The sequence below is a fragment of the Streptomyces sp. NBC_01016 genome (genome assembly GCF_026341035.1).
GTDB lineage: Bacteria > Actinomycetota > Actinomycetes > Streptomycetales > Streptomycetaceae > Streptomyces.
Map to the genome: position 1 here is coordinate 5,819,829 of NZ_JAPEOQ010000001.1, position 17,127 is coordinate 5,836,955.

Consider the following 17,127-nt stretch of genomic DNA (forward strand, 5'->3'; position numbering starts at 1 on the left):
ATCCATGGCTGTGATCACCCCCGCTCAGAAGACCACCGCCGAGCCCCGGCGGCAGCAACCGCGCCGCGGCCGCGGCCGACCCCTGATCCTGAACGTCGTGGCCGTGGCGGCAGGAATCGCCGTATGGGCCGTCGTGGCCGCCCTCGGCTGGGTCGAGAACCTGCCCACACCGGCGGCCGTGGCCGAGAAGGCCGGCACCATGATCTCCGACGGCACCCTGGCCGACGACACCCTCGCCAGCCTGCGCCGGGTCCTGTCCGGCTACGCCCTCGGCGTGCTCGCGGCGGTCCCGGTCGGCTTCCTCATGGGCTGGTACCCGACGGTGCGCGCCCTGGTCGAGCCGTACATCCAGTTCTTCCGCACCATCCCGCCGCTCGCACTGATCCCGCTGGCCGTGGTGCTCCTCGGCATCGGCGAGGTGCCGAAGATCGCCGTGATCTTCCTGGCGTCGTTCATGGCCTGCGTCGTCTCCTCCTTCCAGGGCGTAGTCGACGTCGACAAGACACTGATCAACGCGGCCCGGGTGCTCGGCGCCTCGGACCGGACCATCTTCGCCAAGGTGGTCGTCCCCGCCTCCACCCCCTTCATCCTCGTCGGCATGCGCATCGGACTCGGCGCGTCCTGGGCGACCGTCGTCGCCGCCGAACTCATCGGCGCGCAGGAGGGGTTGGGCTACCGGATGCAGAAGGCGTCCACCTGGTTCGAAATGGACACGATCTTCGTGTCCCTGATCACTATCGGTGTGCTCGGGCTCGTCATGGACCGGCTACTGCTGCTGGCCGAACGGCGGCTCACCGGCTGGCAGGAGCGTCGATGAACGACAAGGCAGTGCACGACGGGACGATGCACGGCAAGACAGCGGACGAAGGAACGATGGACAGCAAGATCAGCTTCCGGGGCGTGGTGAAGACCTTCCCGCTCAAGGGGACCACCTTCACCGCGCTGGACGGGATCGATCTGGACATCGCCGACCAGGAGTTCGTCACGGTCGTCGGCCCTTCAGGATGCGGCAAGTCCACCCTGATGAGCATGGCCGCCGGACTCCAGGAACCCGACTCGGGCGCCGTCCTGGTCGACGGCACACCCGTGTCGGGACCGGGACCCGATCGGGGCGTGATCTTCCAGCAGTACGCGCTGTTCCCGTGGCTGACGGTCCGCCAGAACGTGGAGTTCGGGCTGAAGTTGGCCTCCGTGCCCACAGCGGAGCGCCGCCGCCGCGCCGCGGCGGCCATCGCCCTCGTCGGCCTCGACGAGTTCGCCGACGCCCTGCCCAAGACGCTGTCCGGCGGAATGAAGCAGCGCTGCGCCATCGCCCGCGCCTACGCGGTGGACCCTCAAGTCCTGCTGATGGACGAGCCGTTCGGTGCGCTCGACGCCCTGACCCGGGTGCAGCTGCAGGACCAGCTCCTCGCGACCTGGAGCCAGGAGAAGCGCACCGTCCTGTTCATCACCCACGACGTGGACGAGGCGGTCTACCTCGCCAGCCGCGTCGTGGTGATGGCCGCGAGGCCCGGCCGCATCCACCGCGTCGTCGAGGTCGACCTGCCCTACCCGCGCACCGAACAGATCCGGCTGTCGCCCGAGTTCCGGCGCATCCGCAACGAGGTGTGGACCTCGGTCTACCACCAGGACGCACCGGCCGGCGCCGCCTGACACACCATCACCCGAGCTCTCCCGCCCCGTAGATCACGCGCACCACCCGAGAGGACTTCCAGCATGCCCAGAAGCAGGATCAGGCGCACCACGCTCACGGCGCTCCCCGCCGCCCTGATGCTCTCGCTCTCCGTCACCGCCTGCTCGGGCAGCGGCTCGGGGGACGACAACACGGTCCGCTTCGGCTACATCGCCGACTACAACGGCGCCAGCCTGCTCGCGATCGCCGAGAAGCAGGGCCTGTGGAAGAAGGCGGACCTCACCGCGAAGGTGAGGGCGTTCAACAACGGTCCGGTGCAGATCCAGGCGCTCAGCGCCGACAGTCTCGACTACGGCTACATCGGTCCCGGCGCCATGTGGCTGCCCGCGTCCGGCAAGTCCAAGGTCATCGCCATCGACACCCTCACGTACGCGGACCGTGTCATCGGCCAGCCCGGTATGAAGTCCATGAAGGACCTCAAGGGCAAGCGGGTCGGCGTGCCCGAAGGCACCTCCGGGGACATGATCCTCAACATCGCGCTGGCGAAGGCCGGGATGACCACGAAGGACATCACCAAGGTCAACATGGACCCGTCCACCATCGTCTCCGCCTTCTCCTCCGGAAAGATCGACGGCGCCGGCTTCTTCTACCCCGCCATCGACACCATCAGGAAGAAGGTCCCCGGCCTGCACGAGATAGCGAGCACCAAGGACACCAAGGACTCCTTCCCCACGGCGTTCGTCGCCGGCAACAAGGTGCCGGAGGCCAAGAACAAGAAGGTCATCAAGGTGCTCCAGCAGGCCAACGACTGGCGCCAGGAACACCCCGAGGAGACCATCAAGCTCACCGCCAAGATGCTCCAGGTCACCGAGGCACAGGCCAAGGCCGACGCCTCCCACGTCGAGACGCTCTCCACGAAGGACCTGGTCGCCAAGACCAAGAGCGGCGAAGTGGACACCTGGCTGAAGGATCTCGGCGACTTCTTCGTCCGCAACAAGCAACTGGACGACAACACCGACCCGGGGAAGTATTACGTGGCGGATCTGTACTCGGAGACGTACGCCAAGTAGGGGAGCCCAGGCCCATGACACCCGTTCCAGCACTCCAGGTCACCTCGCTGACGACCACCGCCATCAAGGGACTTGGGGTCGTGCGGCGCGACGAGGTCGAGCTGACGAGAACGGGGGTCGCGGGCGACCGGGCCTTCCTCATAGTGGACGCCGAGGGCAATCTGCTGTCCATGACCCGCACGGGAGCCTGGGCCGAATACTCCGCCTACTACGCGGCGGAGTCCGGCGTCCTGACCGTGACCTGCCCGGACGGCACGGCGGTCACCGGCGAGGTGCGCCTCGGTGACGCGCTGGAGGTCGACTTCTTCCGGCACCACAAGGTGCCCGGGCGCGTGGTCGACGGACCGTGGGCCGAGCTCTTCTCGGACCGAGTGGGACAACCGGTGCGGCTGGTGCACCCCGACGCCGACAACGGCGGAGTGGACCTGCGGCCCGTCACCCTCCTCGGCGACGCCTCCGTGGACGAACTGGCCCGCAGGTCCGACCTCGACGCTGTCGACAAACGGCGCTTCCGCATGACGCTCGGCTTCTCCGGCGGCGCACCCCACGCCGAGGACGGCTGGGAGGGGCGGACGGTGCGCGTCGGCGGGGCGGAGCTGCGCGTCGAGGGTCCGGTGAAGCGGTGCGGAGCCGTGAACCGCGACCCGGTCGACGGCTCCGGGGGAGTGCGGGCACTGTCCCTGATCAAGGGCTACCGGGGGCTCGGCCAGAGCACCCTGGGCCGCGGCGTGCTGTTCGGTGTGTACGCGGACGTGGTGACACCGGGCCGGATCGCGGTCGGCGACACACTGGAGCTGGCGGCGGCCCCGGCGGCGCTGAGCCACTGAGTCGGCTCGCTGACGCCGCGCCTTCAGGACCCTGCGGCGCCGACCTCTCAGGACACCCGCGGCGGCGTCCTCTCAGGACACCCCCGGCGCCACCCCTTCAGGACACTCGCGGCGGCGTCCTCTCAGGACACCCGCGCCAGCGCCCCTCAGGACACCCGCGGCGGCGCCGTCGACGCGCGGAGCACCGGTGCCGCCGGCACCCGGGACGTCACCGTGCGCCGCTGCCCGCCGATCAGTTCGTGGAGGCGGGTGACGGCGAGCGTGCCGACCTCCCGCAACGGCACGTCCAGCGCGGTCACCGGCGGAGTCGTCGCCCCGAGCGTGCTCAGGTCGTCGGCCGCCGCCAGGCTGATGTCCTCGGGAACGCGCCGCCCGGTCGTGCCGAGCCCGTGCAGCAGGCCCAGCGCGAGATAGCTGTTGTACGCGAGAATGGCCGTGGCCGCCCCGGGCAGAGCGCGCGAGGCCTCGATGCCCGCATCGAACGTGGGCGGCAGCGGGCCCAGCACATGCACGCGGGCGCCCGCCTCTGAAGCCTGCGCGGTGAGCGCCGCGCGCCGCTGCTCGTCCGCCCAGGAGCCCGCGGGCCCGGACACGTAGGCAATCTCGCGGTGGCCGAGGCCCAGCAGATGGCCGAGGAGTTCGGCCAGGCCCGCCGCGGTGTCGGCGACGACGGCGGGCAGCCGCCCCACCTGACGGTCGACGAGCACCAGCGGCCTGCGCTTGAACCGCTCGCGCAGCGCCGCGTCCGTGCCCACCGGAGTCACCATGATCAGCCCGTCGGCCTGCTCGGACAGCCGGTCGGCGAGCGCGGCCTCGCGCTCCGCGTCGTACTCGGACACCGCGATGAGCAGATGGCTCTCGGTGTCCTCCGCCGCCTGCTGCGCGCCGATGACCAGGGGAGCGAAGAAGGGGTTGGAGAGCGTCGGCACGATGAGGCCGATCAGTCCCGTGCGGCCGGTGGTCAGGGCGCGCGCCGCGGCGTTGGGCTGGAAACCGAGCCGGTCCGCGGCCTCCCGCACCCGCAGCCGCGTCCCCTCCGCGACCATGTCGGGGCGCTGCAACGCCCGCGAGGCGGTGGCCTTCGACACCCCCGCCGCGTGCGCCACGTCCATGAGCGTCGCCACTGCTGCCCCCTGCTCGCCGTCCCGACCGGTAGCCCCGACCGAGGTGTCCGGCCCGGTGTCACGAGGTTCTCTCCGGGCCGCTGTTCACTTTCCCTTTATGCCGTGTCATGATACCTGCAACCGGTCTCTGCAACCGGTTGCAGAGACCGGTTGCAGAGACCGTACCCAGCCGGGTGCCCGCACGCCCCGCGCACTCCTCGCGCCGACGTCGCCGCAGACCGCCCTGCCCACCCCTCATCCCGCCGAGGTCCCCATGTCCACCACCGCTCCGCCGTCCGGCGAGCAGGCCGACACCGCCCCCGAGTCCGCGTCGCTCGTCGAGCGGCTCTTCCGCGTCCGCGGTCGCGGGAGCACCCCGCGCACGGAACTCGTCGCCGGCGCCTCGATGTTCATGGCCGCCGCCTACGCCGTCGTCGTGGTTCCCGGCCAACTGGCGGGCGCGGGCGTGCCGCACGGCGCCGCGACCACCGCCGTCATCATCGCCATCGCGCTGGCGACCCTGGCCATGGGCCTCATCGCCAACCTGCCGTTCGTCGTCGCGCCGGGCCTCGGCGGGGTGGCGCTGATCGCCTTCACCATCGTCGGCCAGGACCACGTCCCGTGGGACACGGCACTCGGCATGGTGTTCTGGTCCGGCGTCGCCTTCCTGGTGCTGACCCTGCTCGGCATCCGTGACCTCGTCACGCGCCTGATGCCGATGAACCTCAAGTACGCCATCAGCGGCGGCCTCGGCCTCTACATCGCCCTCATCGGCTTCCGCGACGCCGACCTCGTCGTCGGCAACGCCGACAAGGCCGCCCTCGCCGTCGGCGACCTGTCGAAGCCCGCCGGGCTGCTCGCGCTGGGCGGCCTGCTGCTGCTCACCGCGCTCGCCTCGCGCAAGGTGCCCGGCGCGTTCCTCATCACCATCGCGGCCGTCACCGTCGTCGGCATCCCCCTCGGGGTCACGGACGTCCCCGACAGCCTCTTCGCCGCCCCCGCCTCGCCCGGGCCGCTGCTCTTCCACATCGACATCCTCGGGGCGCTCAAGCCGGAGTACTTCCCGTACATTTTCGCCTTCTTCGTGTCCGAGTTCTTCTCCATGACCGGCACCCTCCTCGCCGTCTCGGGGCGCGCCGGGCTGCTCGACAAGGACGGCAACATCCCCGGCTCCCGCCGCCCCTTCCTCGTCGACTCGGTCTCCGTGATGGGCGGTTCGGCCGTCGGCGCCCCGTCGATGACGGCCTACCTGGAGTCGTCGGCCGCGGCCGACGCGGGCGGCAAGACCGGCCTCGCCTCCGTGTGGGCGGCCTGCGGCTTCGGACTGCTGCTGCTCGTCACGCCGTTCGCGACACTGATCCCCTCGGCGGCCACCGCGCCCGTGCTGATCTACATCGGCCTGAACATGCTCGGCGCCCTCAAGAACGTCGACTTCAAGGACCCGACCAACGCGATCCCGGCGGCCCTCACCGTCGCGACCACGCTGTTCTTCGGCAACTTCGGCACCGGCATCGCGGTCGGGCTCGCGGCCCACGTCCTGGTCAAGACCGTCAGCGGCCGGGTCCGCGAAGTGCCCTGGCCGCTGTGGATCGTCATGGTCCCGCTGGGCTACTACTTCTACACACTCGTCCCGTGACGGCGCCCCGCCCCTGTGACGACACCATTCTGAAGGAGCACGACCCCATGAGTGAGCAGCACGACCTCCGGATCAGCGGCGGGCGCGTGGTGTCCACCTTCACCGGCGAGGAGTTCGCCGCGGACGTCCTCGTACGAGGCGAGACGATCAGCGCGGTGCTGCCCCCGGGCACCCCGGCCGACGCCCGCGAGGAGATCGACGCGACCGGCATGCTGGTCGTCCCAGGCTTCGTCGACGCGCACATGCACATCGAGAGCGCGTTCCTGACGCCGCAGGAGTTCGCCGCGGTGACGCTCGCGCGCGGCACGACGACCGTGCTCGCCGACCCGCACGAGATCGTCAACGTCGCCGGGCGCGACGCCATGCGCTGGATGATCGACGCCGGCCGGGAGACCGCCCAGACCCAGCTGTGGGGCGTCCCGTCGTGCGTGCCCGCCCTGGAGGGCCTGGAGCACGCCGGCGCCGCGCTGTCCGCGGACGACATCGCGGAGATGCTGCGCTGGCCCGGAGTGATCGCGCTCGGCGAGGTCATGGACTACCGGGCCGTGGTCGCGGGCGACCGGCGCATGCACGAGATCACCGCCGCCGCCCGCGCGCAGGACGTCGTCCTCGACGGCCACTGCCCGAACCTGACCGGCGCCGAACTCAGCGCCTACCTGGCCACTGGCGTGGACTCCGACCACACCAAGAACCGCACCGAGGTGGTCCTGGAGAAGGCGCGCCTCGGCATGACGATGATGCTCCAGGAGAAGTGCCTCAGCGAGGAGGTGGCCGAGGCCCTCCTCGCGCTGCCGCAGCTCCCGCCGCTGTGCCTGGTGACCGACGACCTCGCCGCCGACCACATCGTCGACAAGGGACACCTCGACCACATCGCGCGGGTCGCCGTGGCCGCCGGATTCCCCGCGCACGTCGTCCTGAAGGCCCTGACGTGGACGCCGGCCCAGCGCCTGCGCCTCCACGACCGCGGCGTCGTCTCGCCGGGCAAGCGCGCCGATCTGGTGCTGCTGCGCGGCGAACTCGCCTCGTTCGACCCGGCGTTGGTGCTGTCCGGCGGTCGGGTGGTGGGTCGGGACGGCGCGCCCGCGCGTTCGGAGGCGGGCGCCGAGGCTCCGGCCGTCGCGCCGCTCGGCAGCCGCATCGACGTCGAACCGCAGGACGCGGACACGTTCCGGTGGACCGTCGACCTGCCCGACGGTGTGCACACCTTCCGTGCCATGCGGGTCAACGAGCGGGACACCTACACCGAGGCGGCGGAGATCCGACTCCCGGTCCACGGTGGTGAGGTGCAGTGGGAGGGCCGCACCACCCTCGTCCGCGTGCGCAACCGCTACGGACGCGAGGGCGCGGTCTTCGCCCCCCTCCTCGGCCGCGAACTTTCCGACGGCGCCGTGGCGTCGACGTACGCCCACGACAGCCACAACCTCCTGACCATCGGCACCTCCCGCGCCGCCATGGCCGCTGCCGCGGCGACCGTCGTCGCGGACGGGGGAGGCGTCGCCGTGGTCGGCGGGCCCGAGGGCGAGTCGATCGCGGCGCGGATGCCGCTGCCCGTGGGCGGCGTGCTGTCCGCCCGCCCGGCCGGGGACGTCGCCGACCAGGCGGCCGCGGTGCGGGCGGCGCTGGAGAGCTGGGGTTGGTGCCACCTCAACCCGTTCATGAGCGTGTCGACCCTGACCCTCGCCGTCTCACCCGCCCTCAAGATCACCGACCGTTCCCTGGTCGACGTCGTGCGCCGCGAGGCCGTGGGGGCGACGACGGGAGCCTGAGCTGCACGGTCGCGCCCGGCCCCTGCCCCGTCATGTGTGCGTCACCACACCCCCTCGAACTGCCCGTAACGGCACGCCATTTGTCCGTTTCGGATCGTCAATTGACCGTGTGTTCAGAGGGGGTGGGGTGCGCGAGCTGCACGTATGGCCTAAAGTGACGACTCGGCTACGCTGAGAGGCGATACGGAGAAGGGGGCGGGAGAAGTGCGCGACGATCAGATTTCCAGGTGGGATCAGGCGGCATGCCGCACAACGGACCCGGACGAGTTGTTCGTCGAGGGGGCCGCACAGAGCAGCGCCAAGCGCATCTGCGGCGGATGCGTGATCAAGACCGAATGCCTGGCCCACGCGCTGGATCAGCGGATCCAGCACGGGGTCTGGGGAGGGATGACCGAGCGCGAGCGTCGCGCCCTGCTGCGCCGACGGCCGACCGTCACCTCGTGGCGGCAACTGCTCGAGGCCGCCCGCGCCGAGCACGAGCGGCCTGTCCGAGCGGAGCACGCGGGGGTTTCGTGAGGGGGTGTCCTCAGGGCCTGATCCGAACGACGGACCCTGATCCGTCAGAAGGACCCTAGCCCCACGCCCCGAGCGTGAACTCGGCGATGACCACCGAGAGCAGGAACGACGCGGTGATGGCCACGAGTCCGACCGGGACGATCTTCCAACCGATGCGGCGCAGCAGCGGCAGATCCTTTCCGAGGGAGAGCCCCGCCAGCGTCAGCATGATCGTCGCGATGGACAGGAAGTCCACCGACGACACAAGGCGGTTCAGCGTGTCCGAGGCGAAGAACCACGGGCTGGACACGTACGCGCCGACGGTGGTGATCCACACGATCGCCGAGATCTTCCGGCTGACCTTGGCCAGGATGAGCCCGACCAGCACCAGGGCCAGCAGCACGGCGTAACCGCCGATGATGTCCAGGCTGATGTGCCCCGCAGCGACGGAGGCGGTGCCGATGCCGAGCACCGTCAGTACGCCGAGCGACAGCCAGAGCGGCAGCTTGATCTCGCCCGCCGCCGAGGCCACTTGCTCCCGGAAGGCCCGGTTCTCCGCAGCGCTCTGCTCCGCCTCGTGCGGCTCGGTCGGTGCGGCCTCTGTCGCCTCCTCACGCCCACGACGTGTCAGGAAACGGTAGAAGCGGTCGGCCAGCGGCAGCGCCAGATAGATGCCGACGTACACACCGAGGATCGTCGTGATCAGGTTCGAGACCGCGGCCATGCCCAGGATGGCCTGCTCGTCGCCGGGATAGGCGGCCACGATACTCGCGGAGGACGCGGCCATCATCGATCCCGAGCCGACACCGGCGCCCATCGCCAGGGCCAGCGGGTCGAAGATGTTCCAGTTCGAGATCAGCGAGGTCAGGAGCGTGATGAACACCGCTCCGAACATCGTGCCGAACACATACATGGCGAGCACACCGCGGTACTGATCCGAATCGGGCCCGTACTTCTCCGAGACCATCGCGAACGACGGCTCGCGGTCCAGGGAGAACGTGGCGCCCACCGTCGCCTTGCCCATGCGCAGCAGCACGGCGAGCGGCAGCGCGATCGCGACCGTGCCGAGCAGATGCCCGATCTCCTGGAGCAGCAGCGCGGGGCCGGCGTCGGCGAGCGTCGGCAGGCTGGGACCGATGTTGAACGCCAGCCGGGCGACCAGGATCATCACCGCGACGCCGACGAGCGCGGCCGCCACCTTCTGCAGATCGATGCCCAGCGGCCGGAACTTCTGGATCGACACCAACAGGCCCAGCAACAGGCCCCACACCATGGGGAAGATGATGATGGAGCCGATGCCCAGGTCGATGTCGAGTTCACCGATGAACTGCACGACCAGCGCGATCACCAGGGCGAGCCCGGCGATGGGCAGCGTCTGACGGGTCCGCGTGCCGCGGTCGTTCGGCTTGACGAGGGTGGACATGTCGTCACCCGGCCCTTCTGATGTCACGGTGGTAGGCGGCGCCCTCGAACCGGGCACGCTGCTCGGGATCGCCCGCCGCGTCGACGACGGTCCAGGCGAGCGCGCGGGCCGCCTCGAGCATCAGCTCGTACGCCGCGTCGGTGTCGGCGACCGCGGTGAACCCGTGGGAGTGGATGGGCACTTCGGCCCCGGGGATGCTCAGCCAGGGGTGCAGACTCGGGATGACCTGACTGACATTGCCCATGTCGGTCGACCCGCCGCCGAGCCGGCCAGTGGACGTGGTGTCACGGCCGAACGACTCCATCGCGGCCGTCCAGTACCCGGCCAACGCGTCGTCCTGGACGAGCGGTTCGTACAGCGGCTCGGTCGCCTCGATCACCACCTCGGTGCCGCTCGCCAGGGCGGCCCCTTCGAAGCAGCGCCGCACGCGGGCGAGGAGCGCCTCGTACTCGGGCAGGGTGAACGCCCGGCACTCGAAGTCGACGACCGCCCGCTCGGGGATGATGTTCGTGGCCACGCCCGCCTCGGACACGAACAGGGCCACACGATGGTCACCGGGGATCTGCTGACGCAGCAGCCCGATGGCGACCTGGGCGATGGTGGCGCCGTCCGCGGCGTTCACACCCTGGTGGGGCGCGGCCGCCGCGTGCGCGGCACGGCCGGAGAACACGGCACGGTAGCGGCCGACCGCCTGCGCGGTGGTCCCCGCCGGGTTGTACGAGACACCGTCCTGCACCGGGTGCACCATCAGGGCCAGACCCACCCCGTCGAACGCGCCCGCTTCCAGGAGCAGCGACTTGCCGCCACCGTGCTCCTCGGCCGGGGTGCCGATCGCCTTGAGCGTGATGCCCAACTCGTCGGCGTGCGGGGCCAGGGCCAGGGCCGCGGCCACCGACGCACCGGCGATGAGATTGTGCCCACAGGCATGGCCGACCCCAGGCAGCGCGTCGTACTCGACACACAGCGCCACCGTCAGGTCGCCGCTGCCCGCCGTCGCCGTGAACGCGGTGGGCAGGCCGCCGGTGCCGTGCTCGACCGCGAGCCCGCCCTCGGCGAGCAGCGCGGTGATCGCCGCCGCTGACTCGGTCTCCTCGAAGGAGAGCTCGGGACGGGCGTGCAGGGAGCGGGCCAGGGACAGTACCTGTCCCTCCCATGTGGAGACACCGGCGGAGGTGTCCTTCTTGAGTCGGTCGCCTTCGGCGACGGTGTGTGTCTGGCTCATGGAGGACTCCTCAGTAGCTCAGCGACGGGAACGGGGAACCGGCGGCACGCGTGGGCGTCCACACGGCCTTGGTCTGGGTGTACTCGTCCAGCACGCCGGGGCCGGAGGATCGACCGTGCCCGGAGTCGCCGAAGCCGCCGAAGGGCACGGCCACGTGGATCGTCTTGTACGAGTTGATCCAGAAGGTACCTGCCGTCACCGAGCGAGCCACATGGTGGGCCCGCGCGACGTCCTGGGTCCACACCGCGCCCGCGAGCCCGAAGGTGGTGGCATTGGCGCGCTCGATGGCCTCCGCCTCGGTGAAGAAGGAGTCGACCCCGACGACCGGGCCGAACACCTCGGTGGTCTCCAGCACATTGGCGGGGCTGACCCCGTCCAGCACGGTGGGCAGGACCCAACGCCCGTCCGTGAGCGGGGAGTTGGTGACCTGGGTGGGCAGGCTCGCCGCCGTGGCGCGGCGGGCGCCACCCGCGATGCCCGCCTCGACGAGCGAGGTGACCGTGGCGAACTGCGACTCCGTGATGATCGGGCCGACCTCGGTCCCCGGGTCCAGCGGATCGCCGACCCGCAGCCGGGCCGCCCGCTCCGCGACACGCGCCACGAACTCGGCGTGCACCGACCGCTCCACCAGCAGCCGCGAACCGGCCACACACGACTGCCCGGCCCCGGAGAAGATCGCGGACACGGCGCCGTCCGCCGCCCGGTCCAGATCCGCGTCGGCGAACACGATGTTGGCGCTCTTGCCGCCGAGCTCGAGGACCGTCGGGATGCCCGCGGCCGCTGCCGCGACGGCCACCCGCCGCCCCGTGCCCACCGAGCCGATGAAGGACACCTTCCCGACCCGCGCGTCACTGGTGAGCGTGGCACCGACCGTGGAACCCAGACCCGTGGCGACGTTGAACACACCGTCCGGCAGCCCGGCCTCGTGTGCCAGCTGCGCCAGGCGCACAGTGGAGGCGGGCGTGAACTCGCTGGGCTTGACGACGACCGCGTTGCCCGCGGCGAGCGGCGCCGCCGAGTTCCAGCCCCCGGTGAACAGCGGCGCGTTCCACGGCGTGATCGCCACGACGACACCCCACGGGACCCGCTCGGTGTACGTGTGCCAGTTGCCGGGGACCGGGATGGTGTGTCCGAGCAGCTTGTCCGCCCAGCCCGCGTAGTAGCCGAACATCTCGGCGACCTTGGCCGCCTCGCCGCGGGTGTCGCGGATCGGCTTGCCGGTCGTGGCGGACTCCAGCGCCGCGAGTTCCTCGACGTGCTCGGCGACGGTGCGGGAGACCTCGCGCAGGATCGCCGCGCGCTCGAAGGGATCGGTGGCGGCCCACACCTCGGCCCCGCGGACCGCGCTCGCGAGGACGGCGTCGGCGCCCTCCGTACCGGCGTCGGCGTAGTCGGCCACCCACTCCGAGGTGGCGGCGGACGTGAGACGGACGGCCTCGCCGCGGCCGGGGACGACCTGGCCGTCGAGATACGAGCCGAGTCCCTGCGGGAAGTGGGCGTCCAGCGCCGCGCGGGCGGTGGCGGCACCGGAGGTCGCGGAGCCGATCGAGAAAGTCGTGCTGTTCATGGTGCGTCGGTCCTTAACGCGTGAGGGTCGGTGCGACGGTGCGGGCTATCTCGGAGAAGTCGGCGGCCGGGCCCAGTTCGGCCAGGGCCTCCTGCCACCGCTCGCTCGCGGCGGCCAGCAACTGAGGTGTCTCACCGCGCTGCCTCGCGGTCTCGACGGCCAGGGCGGCATCGCGCGCCATCAGCCCGAGCGAGAACCCGGAGTCGTACGTGCCGCTGAGCACCCAGTCCGGATACATGGCGGCGGACGCCTTGCTGGCACCGGACGCGCCACTGATTCCGGCGGCGGAGGCGGCCGGGTCGACGCCGTAGGACTTCGCGACGGCCAGCGCCTCGCCGACCGCCACCAGGTTGACCGCGGCCAGCATGTTGTTGAGCAGCTTGACCACGTTGCCCGAGCCGGGTCCTCCGAGGTGCCGGAACTGGCCGGCGGTGAGGGCATCGAGGACCGGTCGCGCGGCATCGAGGGCGTCCGGCTCGGCGCCCACGAATGCGGTCAGCCGACCGGCGACGGCGCCGGTGCGGCCACCGGAGACGGGCGCGTCGACGAACGACACACCCCGCTCCGCCGCGAGCGCCGCACACGCGGCCGAGGTGTCGGGCTGCGACGTCGTGGTGTCGACCACCGCCACCGTGCCCGGGCGGTCCAGCAGGGTGGGCAGGCTCGCCTCGACGACCTGGGCCGAGGGCAGGGACAGCACCACGTACGGGGTGCCGGCGAGCTGTTCGAGCGCCTCGACGGCGTCGACTCCGGCTTCCTGGGCGGTGGCCCGCGCCGCGGGAGAGGGGTCGTACCCGCGGACCTGCCAGCCGGCGGCGACCAGAGCGGTGGCCATGGCGCCGCCCATCGAACCGAGGCCGACGACGGCGATGTGCTTGCTCATCTGTGCTCCTTGCGGGAGGGAGGGGGCGATGAGGCGTGGAGCCCCCGCCGCTCGGGGTGTCAGTCGAGATAGATGTCCAGGTCCCGCCACAGCTGCTGGGTGCGGCGGATCGCGGCGCGGCTGCGCTCGGGCTGCGCCTCCTGCATGCCGGCGAGCAGCCCGTAGACCACCGACGTGGCGGCGGTGACGGACTGGAAGAACGAGATGCCTTCGGACGGCACGATCAGCAGGTGGTCGGCGATGGCGGTGGCGAGCCGCCCGCGGCGCATATCGGTGATCGCGACGACGGTGGCCCCGGCCTCGTGGGCGGACTCCGCGGCGGCGATGACCTGCTTCGTGGAGCGCCACATGTTGACGACCAGGAGCACATCACCCGGCCCGACGTTGTTCACCGCCGAGGCCAGGTGCACACCGGCCCGGTTCTCCAGCGTGATCGGGTAGCCCATGGTGGAGCCGAGGTGCGCCATCACGGTGGCGGGACCCGCGAAGGAACCGACGCCGATGACGAGGATCGACCGGGCCCCGGCCAGCGCCGCGATGGCGGCCTCGGCCTCCGCCGCGGAATTGCTCTCGAGGGTCTGGCGCAGGTTCTCGAGGTCGTGCGACAGCGCGTCGTGCAGCGGGCTGCGGTGCTCGCCGTGCTCGGTGAGCGTGTCCTCGGTGGAGATCTGCACCAGGTACCGTGCGCGCAGCTCCCGCTGCAGGTCGGGCCAGCCCTGGTAGCCGAGGGTCTGCGCGGCCCGGACGACCGTGGAGCTGTTCACGTCCGCCCGCTCGGCGATCTGCGCGATCTCGGCGTACGAGGCGAGCTGCGGATTGCGCACGATGACGTCGACGACGCGGGTCTGGGCCTTGGACAGGGGCACGTCGGGCAGGGCGTCGCCCAGCCAGTCGGCCTGGCCGGGGTTCTTGGGGGTGCGAGGTGAAGGCACGGGCGTTGCTTTCTGAGAGAGAGGCAATCTGCAAGTGCGATTGCATAAACGTACCTCGCAATTCCAATTGCGGGAACCCCTCGCTCGGCCCGTCGTCCACGCCGCCGCAGGTGATAGAGATGGTCCTGCCGTGATCTTCACCGGAAGGAACCACCGTTGAGCTCCGACGACGCCCCCGTCCTGCGGGCCGTGGAGGGACGCGCCGCGTACCTCACCCTGAACCGGCCCCGGGCCCTGAACTCGCTCACCCACGCCATGCTGCGATCCCTCGCGGAGGCCCTCGACACCTGGGCGGACGACCCCACAGTCGGGACCGTCGTGCTCCAGGGGGCGGGGGAGCGGGGCCTGTGCGCGGGCGCCGACATCCGGCTCTTCCGCGACGACGCGCGCAGCGGTGACCACCGGGCGTCGGCGGCCTTCCTGCGCGACGAGTACCGGCTCAACTCCCTTATCGCGCACTACCCGAAGCCCTACGTCGCCGTCATGGACGGCATCGTCATGGGCGGCGGCGTCGGCCTGTCCGCGCACGGCGGCATCCGCATCGTCACCGAACGCTCGAAGGTCGCGATGCCCGAGGTCGGCATCGGCCTGGTCCCCGACGTCGGCGGCACGTACCTGTTCACACGCGCGCCCGGACACCTCGGCACCCACCTGGCGCTCACAGGCATGGCGGTCGGCGCGGCAGACGCGCTGCTGTGCGGCCTCGCCGACCACTACGTACCGTCCGAGGCCCTGCCCCAGCTGCTGCGCGAGCTGGCCGGGGCGGAGCAGCCGGGCGAGGTCGTCGCACGCCACACGGATCAGGCACCGCTCGGAGTCCTCGCCGAGCAGCGGTCCTGGATCGACGACTGCTACGCCGCGGACACGGTCGAGGAGATCGTCGAGCGGCTCTTCGCCACCGGCGATGTCGCGGCCAAGGAAGCGGCGGACATGATCCTTTCCCGCTCGCCGATGGCCGTGAAGGCGACGCTCGAATCCCTGCGCCGTGCGGCGCGTCTCGACTCGCTGGAGCAGGTACTCGACCAGGAGTACCGGGTGATCTGCGCGGCCCTGGACACCCACGACCTGCCCGAGGGCATCCGCGCCCAGATCATCGACAAGGACCGCGACCCCCGCTGGTCCCCGGCGACCCTGGCCGAGGTCGGGCCCGCCGATGTGGAGCGCTACTTCGCGCCGCTGGGGGAGTGGGAACTGGGCCTCGGCTGAGGCCACCCGGAGCGGGCCTCAGGCGCCCTGTGCCAGCCGCCGGTGCAGCTCCTTCACGGCCGGCACCAGCTCGTCCACCGGCCCCTCGACCTTCACCGACGGGGCGACCTCCTGCACGGGCAGGGCGTTCACCGGGCCCTGGGGCCGCCCCCACTCGGCCAGCCACCCGGACAGCTGCGCCGAGGACGCCACGTACACGATCCGGTCGAGCCCGACCCAGGCGTGCGCCGCCGAACACATGGGGCAGTGCTCGCCGGAGGTGTACACGGTGGCGGTGGCACGCTCCTCGGGGGTGAGGTGACCGGCCGCCCAGCGGGCGAGCTCGAACTCGGGATGCCGCGTCGCGTCACCACCGGCGACCCGATTGCGGTCCTCGGCCCGCACCTTCCCGTCACCGTCCACCAACACCGAGCCGAACGGCTCGTCACCGGCGTCCAACGCCTCGGCGGCCAGCTCCACACACCGGCGCAGATGGTCCAGTTCACGCTCTTCCACGGTGGCCTCTTTCGCTACGGGGACGGGCCTCTGTCGCAGCCATCCTGTCAGCGCCCCACGCGGTTTACGGGACGCGGGCGACGCCGACATAGAACCCGCTCAGCTCCTCGGCGGGAGCAGGCCCCGACTGGTACCACTTGGTCGCCGTCACCAGTCCGGGCTCCACCAGCTCCAGGCCCTCGAAGAACGGCTCGACCTCGGCCCGCGTGCGCATCCGCAGCGGGATCTCGCCCTTGCGGTACGTGTCGGTCACGGACTTCACCAGGTGCGGGTGCTCGTCGGTGGTGCCGTGCGACAGCACCAGATAGCTGCCCGTCGGCAGCGCGTCGACGAGCGCCCTGGTCAGGCCGTACGGGTCCTCGTCGTCGCCGATGAAGTGCATCAGCGCGATCATCGACAGGGCGACGGGACGGGAGAAGTCCAGGACCGTGCGCGCGTGGTCGAGGATGACATCGGGGCGGCGGACATCCGCCTGGATGTAGTCGGTGACCCCCTCCGGAGCGCTCACCAACAGGGCCTCCGCGTGCCGCAGCACGATCGGATCGTTGTCCGCGTACGAGACCCGGGCGGTCGGCACGATGCCCTGCACGATCTGGTGGAGGTTGGGCTCGGTCGGGATGCCCGTGCCGATGTCGAGGAACTGATCGATGCCGTTGCCGGCGAGCCACGCGGCGGCCCGGTGCATGAACGCGCGGTTGCGCAGGGCGTTCTGGCGGGCCTCCGGCGGCAGCTTCTCCGCGACTGCCTGGTCGACCGGGTAGTGGTCCTTGCCGCCCAGCAACCAGTCGTAGACACGGGCCGGGTGGGGTCTGCTCGTGTCGATGCGGTTCTCGAAGGGCTGTGCCGTCATGTCTGACTCCAGCGTGTGC

At 71.1% G+C, this 17,127-nt stretch carries 16 protein-coding genes; 8 read left to right on the forward strand and 8 right to left on the reverse strand.

The genetic code is table 11. The features are described from left to right. The first annotated feature begins 4 nt into the window (after positions 1-4). The 4 genes from OG746_RS26295 (at position 5) to OG746_RS26310 (ending at position 3,530) form a co-directional block, all read left to right on the forward strand. A complete protein-coding gene (locus OG746_RS26295; RefSeq protein WP_266718491.1) occupies positions 5-817 on the forward strand; it encodes an ABC transporter permease in 813 nt (270 codons plus the stop codon). Positions 818-873: 56 nt separating this feature from the next. Beyond that, positions 874-1,653 (forward strand): ABC transporter ATP-binding protein, encoded by a 780-nt coding sequence (locus OG746_RS26300; protein WP_266719208.1) that lies wholly within the window; start codon positions 874-876, stop codon positions 1,651-1,653. Between the two features lie 63 nt (positions 1,654-1,716). Further along, on the forward strand, positions 1,717-2,703 hold the full coding sequence (locus tag OG746_RS26305; RefSeq protein WP_266718493.1) for an aliphatic sulfonate ABC transporter substrate-binding protein: 987 nt from the start codon (positions 1,717-1,719) through the stop codon (positions 2,701-2,703). A 14-nt stretch (positions 2,704-2,717) separates the two neighbouring features. Continuing rightward, the gene (locus OG746_RS26310) at positions 2,718-3,530 is read left to right on the forward strand and encodes an MOSC domain-containing protein (protein WP_266718495.1); all 813 of its coding nucleotides are present in this window, start codon (positions 2,718-2,720) and stop codon (positions 3,528-3,530) included. Between the two features lie 146 nt (positions 3,531-3,676). Here the strand turns inward: OG746_RS26310 and OG746_RS26315 are convergent, their stop codons facing one another. Next, positions 3,677-4,654 carry a LacI family DNA-binding transcriptional regulator gene (locus OG746_RS26315; RefSeq protein WP_266718497.1) on the reverse strand — a complete coding sequence of 326 codons (978 nt, stop codon included), beginning with the start codon at positions 4,652-4,654 and terminating at the stop codon, positions 3,677-3,679. Between the two features lie 253 nt (positions 4,655-4,907). On the opposite strand from OG746_RS26315, the gene OG746_RS26320 reads away from it, so the two are divergent. The 3 genes from OG746_RS26320 (at position 4,908) to OG746_RS26330 (ending at position 8,551) form a co-directional block, all read left to right on the forward strand. Continuing rightward, positions 4,908-6,269, forward strand: coding sequence for an NCS2 family permease (locus OG746_RS26320; protein ID WP_266718499.1), 1,362 nt, complete (start codon positions 4,908-4,910; stop codon positions 6,267-6,269). Between the two features lie 47 nt (positions 6,270-6,316). Next, positions 6,317-8,035, forward strand: coding sequence for an adenine deaminase C-terminal domain-containing protein (locus OG746_RS26325; protein WP_266718501.1), 1,719 nt, complete (start codon positions 6,317-6,319; stop codon positions 8,033-8,035). 171 nt (positions 8,036-8,206) lie between these two features. Continuing rightward, on the forward strand, positions 8,207-8,551 hold the full coding sequence (locus tag OG746_RS26330; protein ID WP_371591117.1) for a WhiB family transcriptional regulator: 345 nt from the start codon (positions 8,207-8,209) through the stop codon (positions 8,549-8,551). A gap of 55 nt (positions 8,552-8,606) precedes the next feature. Here OG746_RS26330 and OG746_RS26335 read toward each other — a convergent pair whose 3' ends face one another. Genes OG746_RS26335 through OG746_RS26355 form a run of 5 tightly spaced genes read right to left on the reverse strand, consistent with a single transcriptional unit; the run spans position 8,607 to position 14,557 of the window. Then, on the reverse strand, positions 8,607-9,953 hold the full coding sequence (locus OG746_RS26335; protein ID WP_266718503.1) for a DUF3100 domain-containing protein: 1,347 nt from the start codon (positions 9,951-9,953) through the stop codon (positions 8,607-8,609). Between the two features lie 4 nt (positions 9,954-9,957). Next, positions 9,958-11,175, reverse strand: a complete 1,218-nt coding sequence (locus OG746_RS26340) for a M20 family metallopeptidase (RefSeq protein WP_266718505.1) — start codon at positions 11,173-11,175, stop codon at positions 9,958-9,960. Between the two features lie 10 nt (positions 11,176-11,185). After that, positions 11,186-12,742: an aldehyde dehydrogenase family protein gene (locus OG746_RS26345; protein ID WP_266718507.1), complete on the reverse strand. Its 1,557-nt coding sequence runs from the start codon at positions 12,740-12,742 to the stop codon at positions 11,186-11,188. A gap of 13 nt (positions 12,743-12,755) precedes the next feature. Continuing rightward, positions 12,756-13,625 (reverse strand): NAD(P)-dependent oxidoreductase, encoded by an 870-nt coding sequence (locus OG746_RS26350; protein ID WP_266718509.1) that lies wholly within the window; start codon positions 13,623-13,625, stop codon positions 12,756-12,758. Positions 13,626-13,684: 59 nt separating this feature from the next. Next, a complete protein-coding gene (locus tag OG746_RS26355; protein WP_266718511.1) occupies positions 13,685-14,557 on the reverse strand; it encodes a MurR/RpiR family transcriptional regulator in 873 nt (290 codons plus the stop codon). Between the two features lie 156 nt (positions 14,558-14,713). On the opposite strand from OG746_RS26355, the gene OG746_RS26360 reads away from it, so the two are divergent. Continuing rightward, a complete protein-coding gene (locus OG746_RS26360; protein WP_266718513.1) occupies positions 14,714-15,763 on the forward strand; it encodes an enoyl-CoA hydratase/isomerase family protein in 1,050 nt (349 codons plus the stop codon). Between the two features lie 18 nt (positions 15,764-15,781). Here OG746_RS26360 and OG746_RS26365 read toward each other — a convergent pair whose 3' ends face one another. Continuing rightward, positions 15,782-16,258: a nucleoside deaminase gene (locus OG746_RS26365; protein ID WP_266718515.1), complete on the reverse strand. Its 477-nt coding sequence runs from the start codon at positions 16,256-16,258 to the stop codon at positions 15,782-15,784. A 64-nt stretch (positions 16,259-16,322) separates the two neighbouring features. Then, complete coding sequence (locus OG746_RS26370) at positions 16,323-17,108, reverse strand: SAM-dependent methyltransferase (protein ID WP_266718516.1); 786 nt, start codon at positions 17,106-17,108, stop codon at positions 16,323-16,325. Positions 17,109-17,127: the final 19 nt, after the last annotated feature.

Coding starts and splice junctions, on each gene's coding strand:
- OG746_RS26320 (WP_266718499.1), top strand. CDS start 4,908: ATGTCCACCACCGCTCCGCCGTCCGGCGAGCAGGCCGACACCGCCCCC.
- OG746_RS26325 (WP_266718501.1), top strand. CDS start 6,317: ATGAGTGAGCAGCACGACCTCCGGATCAGCGGCGGGCGCGTGGTGTCC.
- OG746_RS26340 (WP_266718505.1), bottom strand. CDS start 11,175: ATGAGCCAGACACACACCGTCGCCGAAGGCGACCGACTCAAGAAGGAC.
- OG746_RS26345 (WP_266718507.1), bottom strand. CDS start 12,742: ATGAACAGCACGACTTTCTCGATCGGCTCCGCGACCTCCGGTGCCGCC.
- OG746_RS26310 (WP_266718495.1), top strand. CDS start 2,718: ATGACACCCGTTCCAGCACTCCAGGTCACCTCGCTGACGACCACCGCC.
- OG746_RS26335 (WP_266718503.1), bottom strand. CDS start 9,953: ATGTCCACCCTCGTCAAGCCGAACGACCGCGGCACGCGGACCCGTCAG.
- OG746_RS26370 (WP_266718516.1), bottom strand. CDS start 17,108: ATGACGGCACAGCCCTTCGAGAACCGCATCGACACGAGCAGACCCCAC.
- OG746_RS26350 (WP_266718509.1), bottom strand. CDS start 13,625: ATGAGCAAGCACATCGCCGTCGTCGGCCTCGGTTCGATGGGCGGCGCC.
- OG746_RS26305 (WP_266718493.1), top strand. CDS start 1,717: ATGCCCAGAAGCAGGATCAGGCGCACCACGCTCACGGCGCTCCCCGCC.
- OG746_RS26295 (WP_266718491.1), top strand. CDS start 5: ATGGCTGTGATCACCCCCGCTCAGAAGACCACCGCCGAGCCCCGGCGG.
- OG746_RS26300 (WP_266719208.1), top strand. CDS start 874: ATGGACAGCAAGATCAGCTTCCGGGGCGTGGTGAAGACCTTCCCGCTC.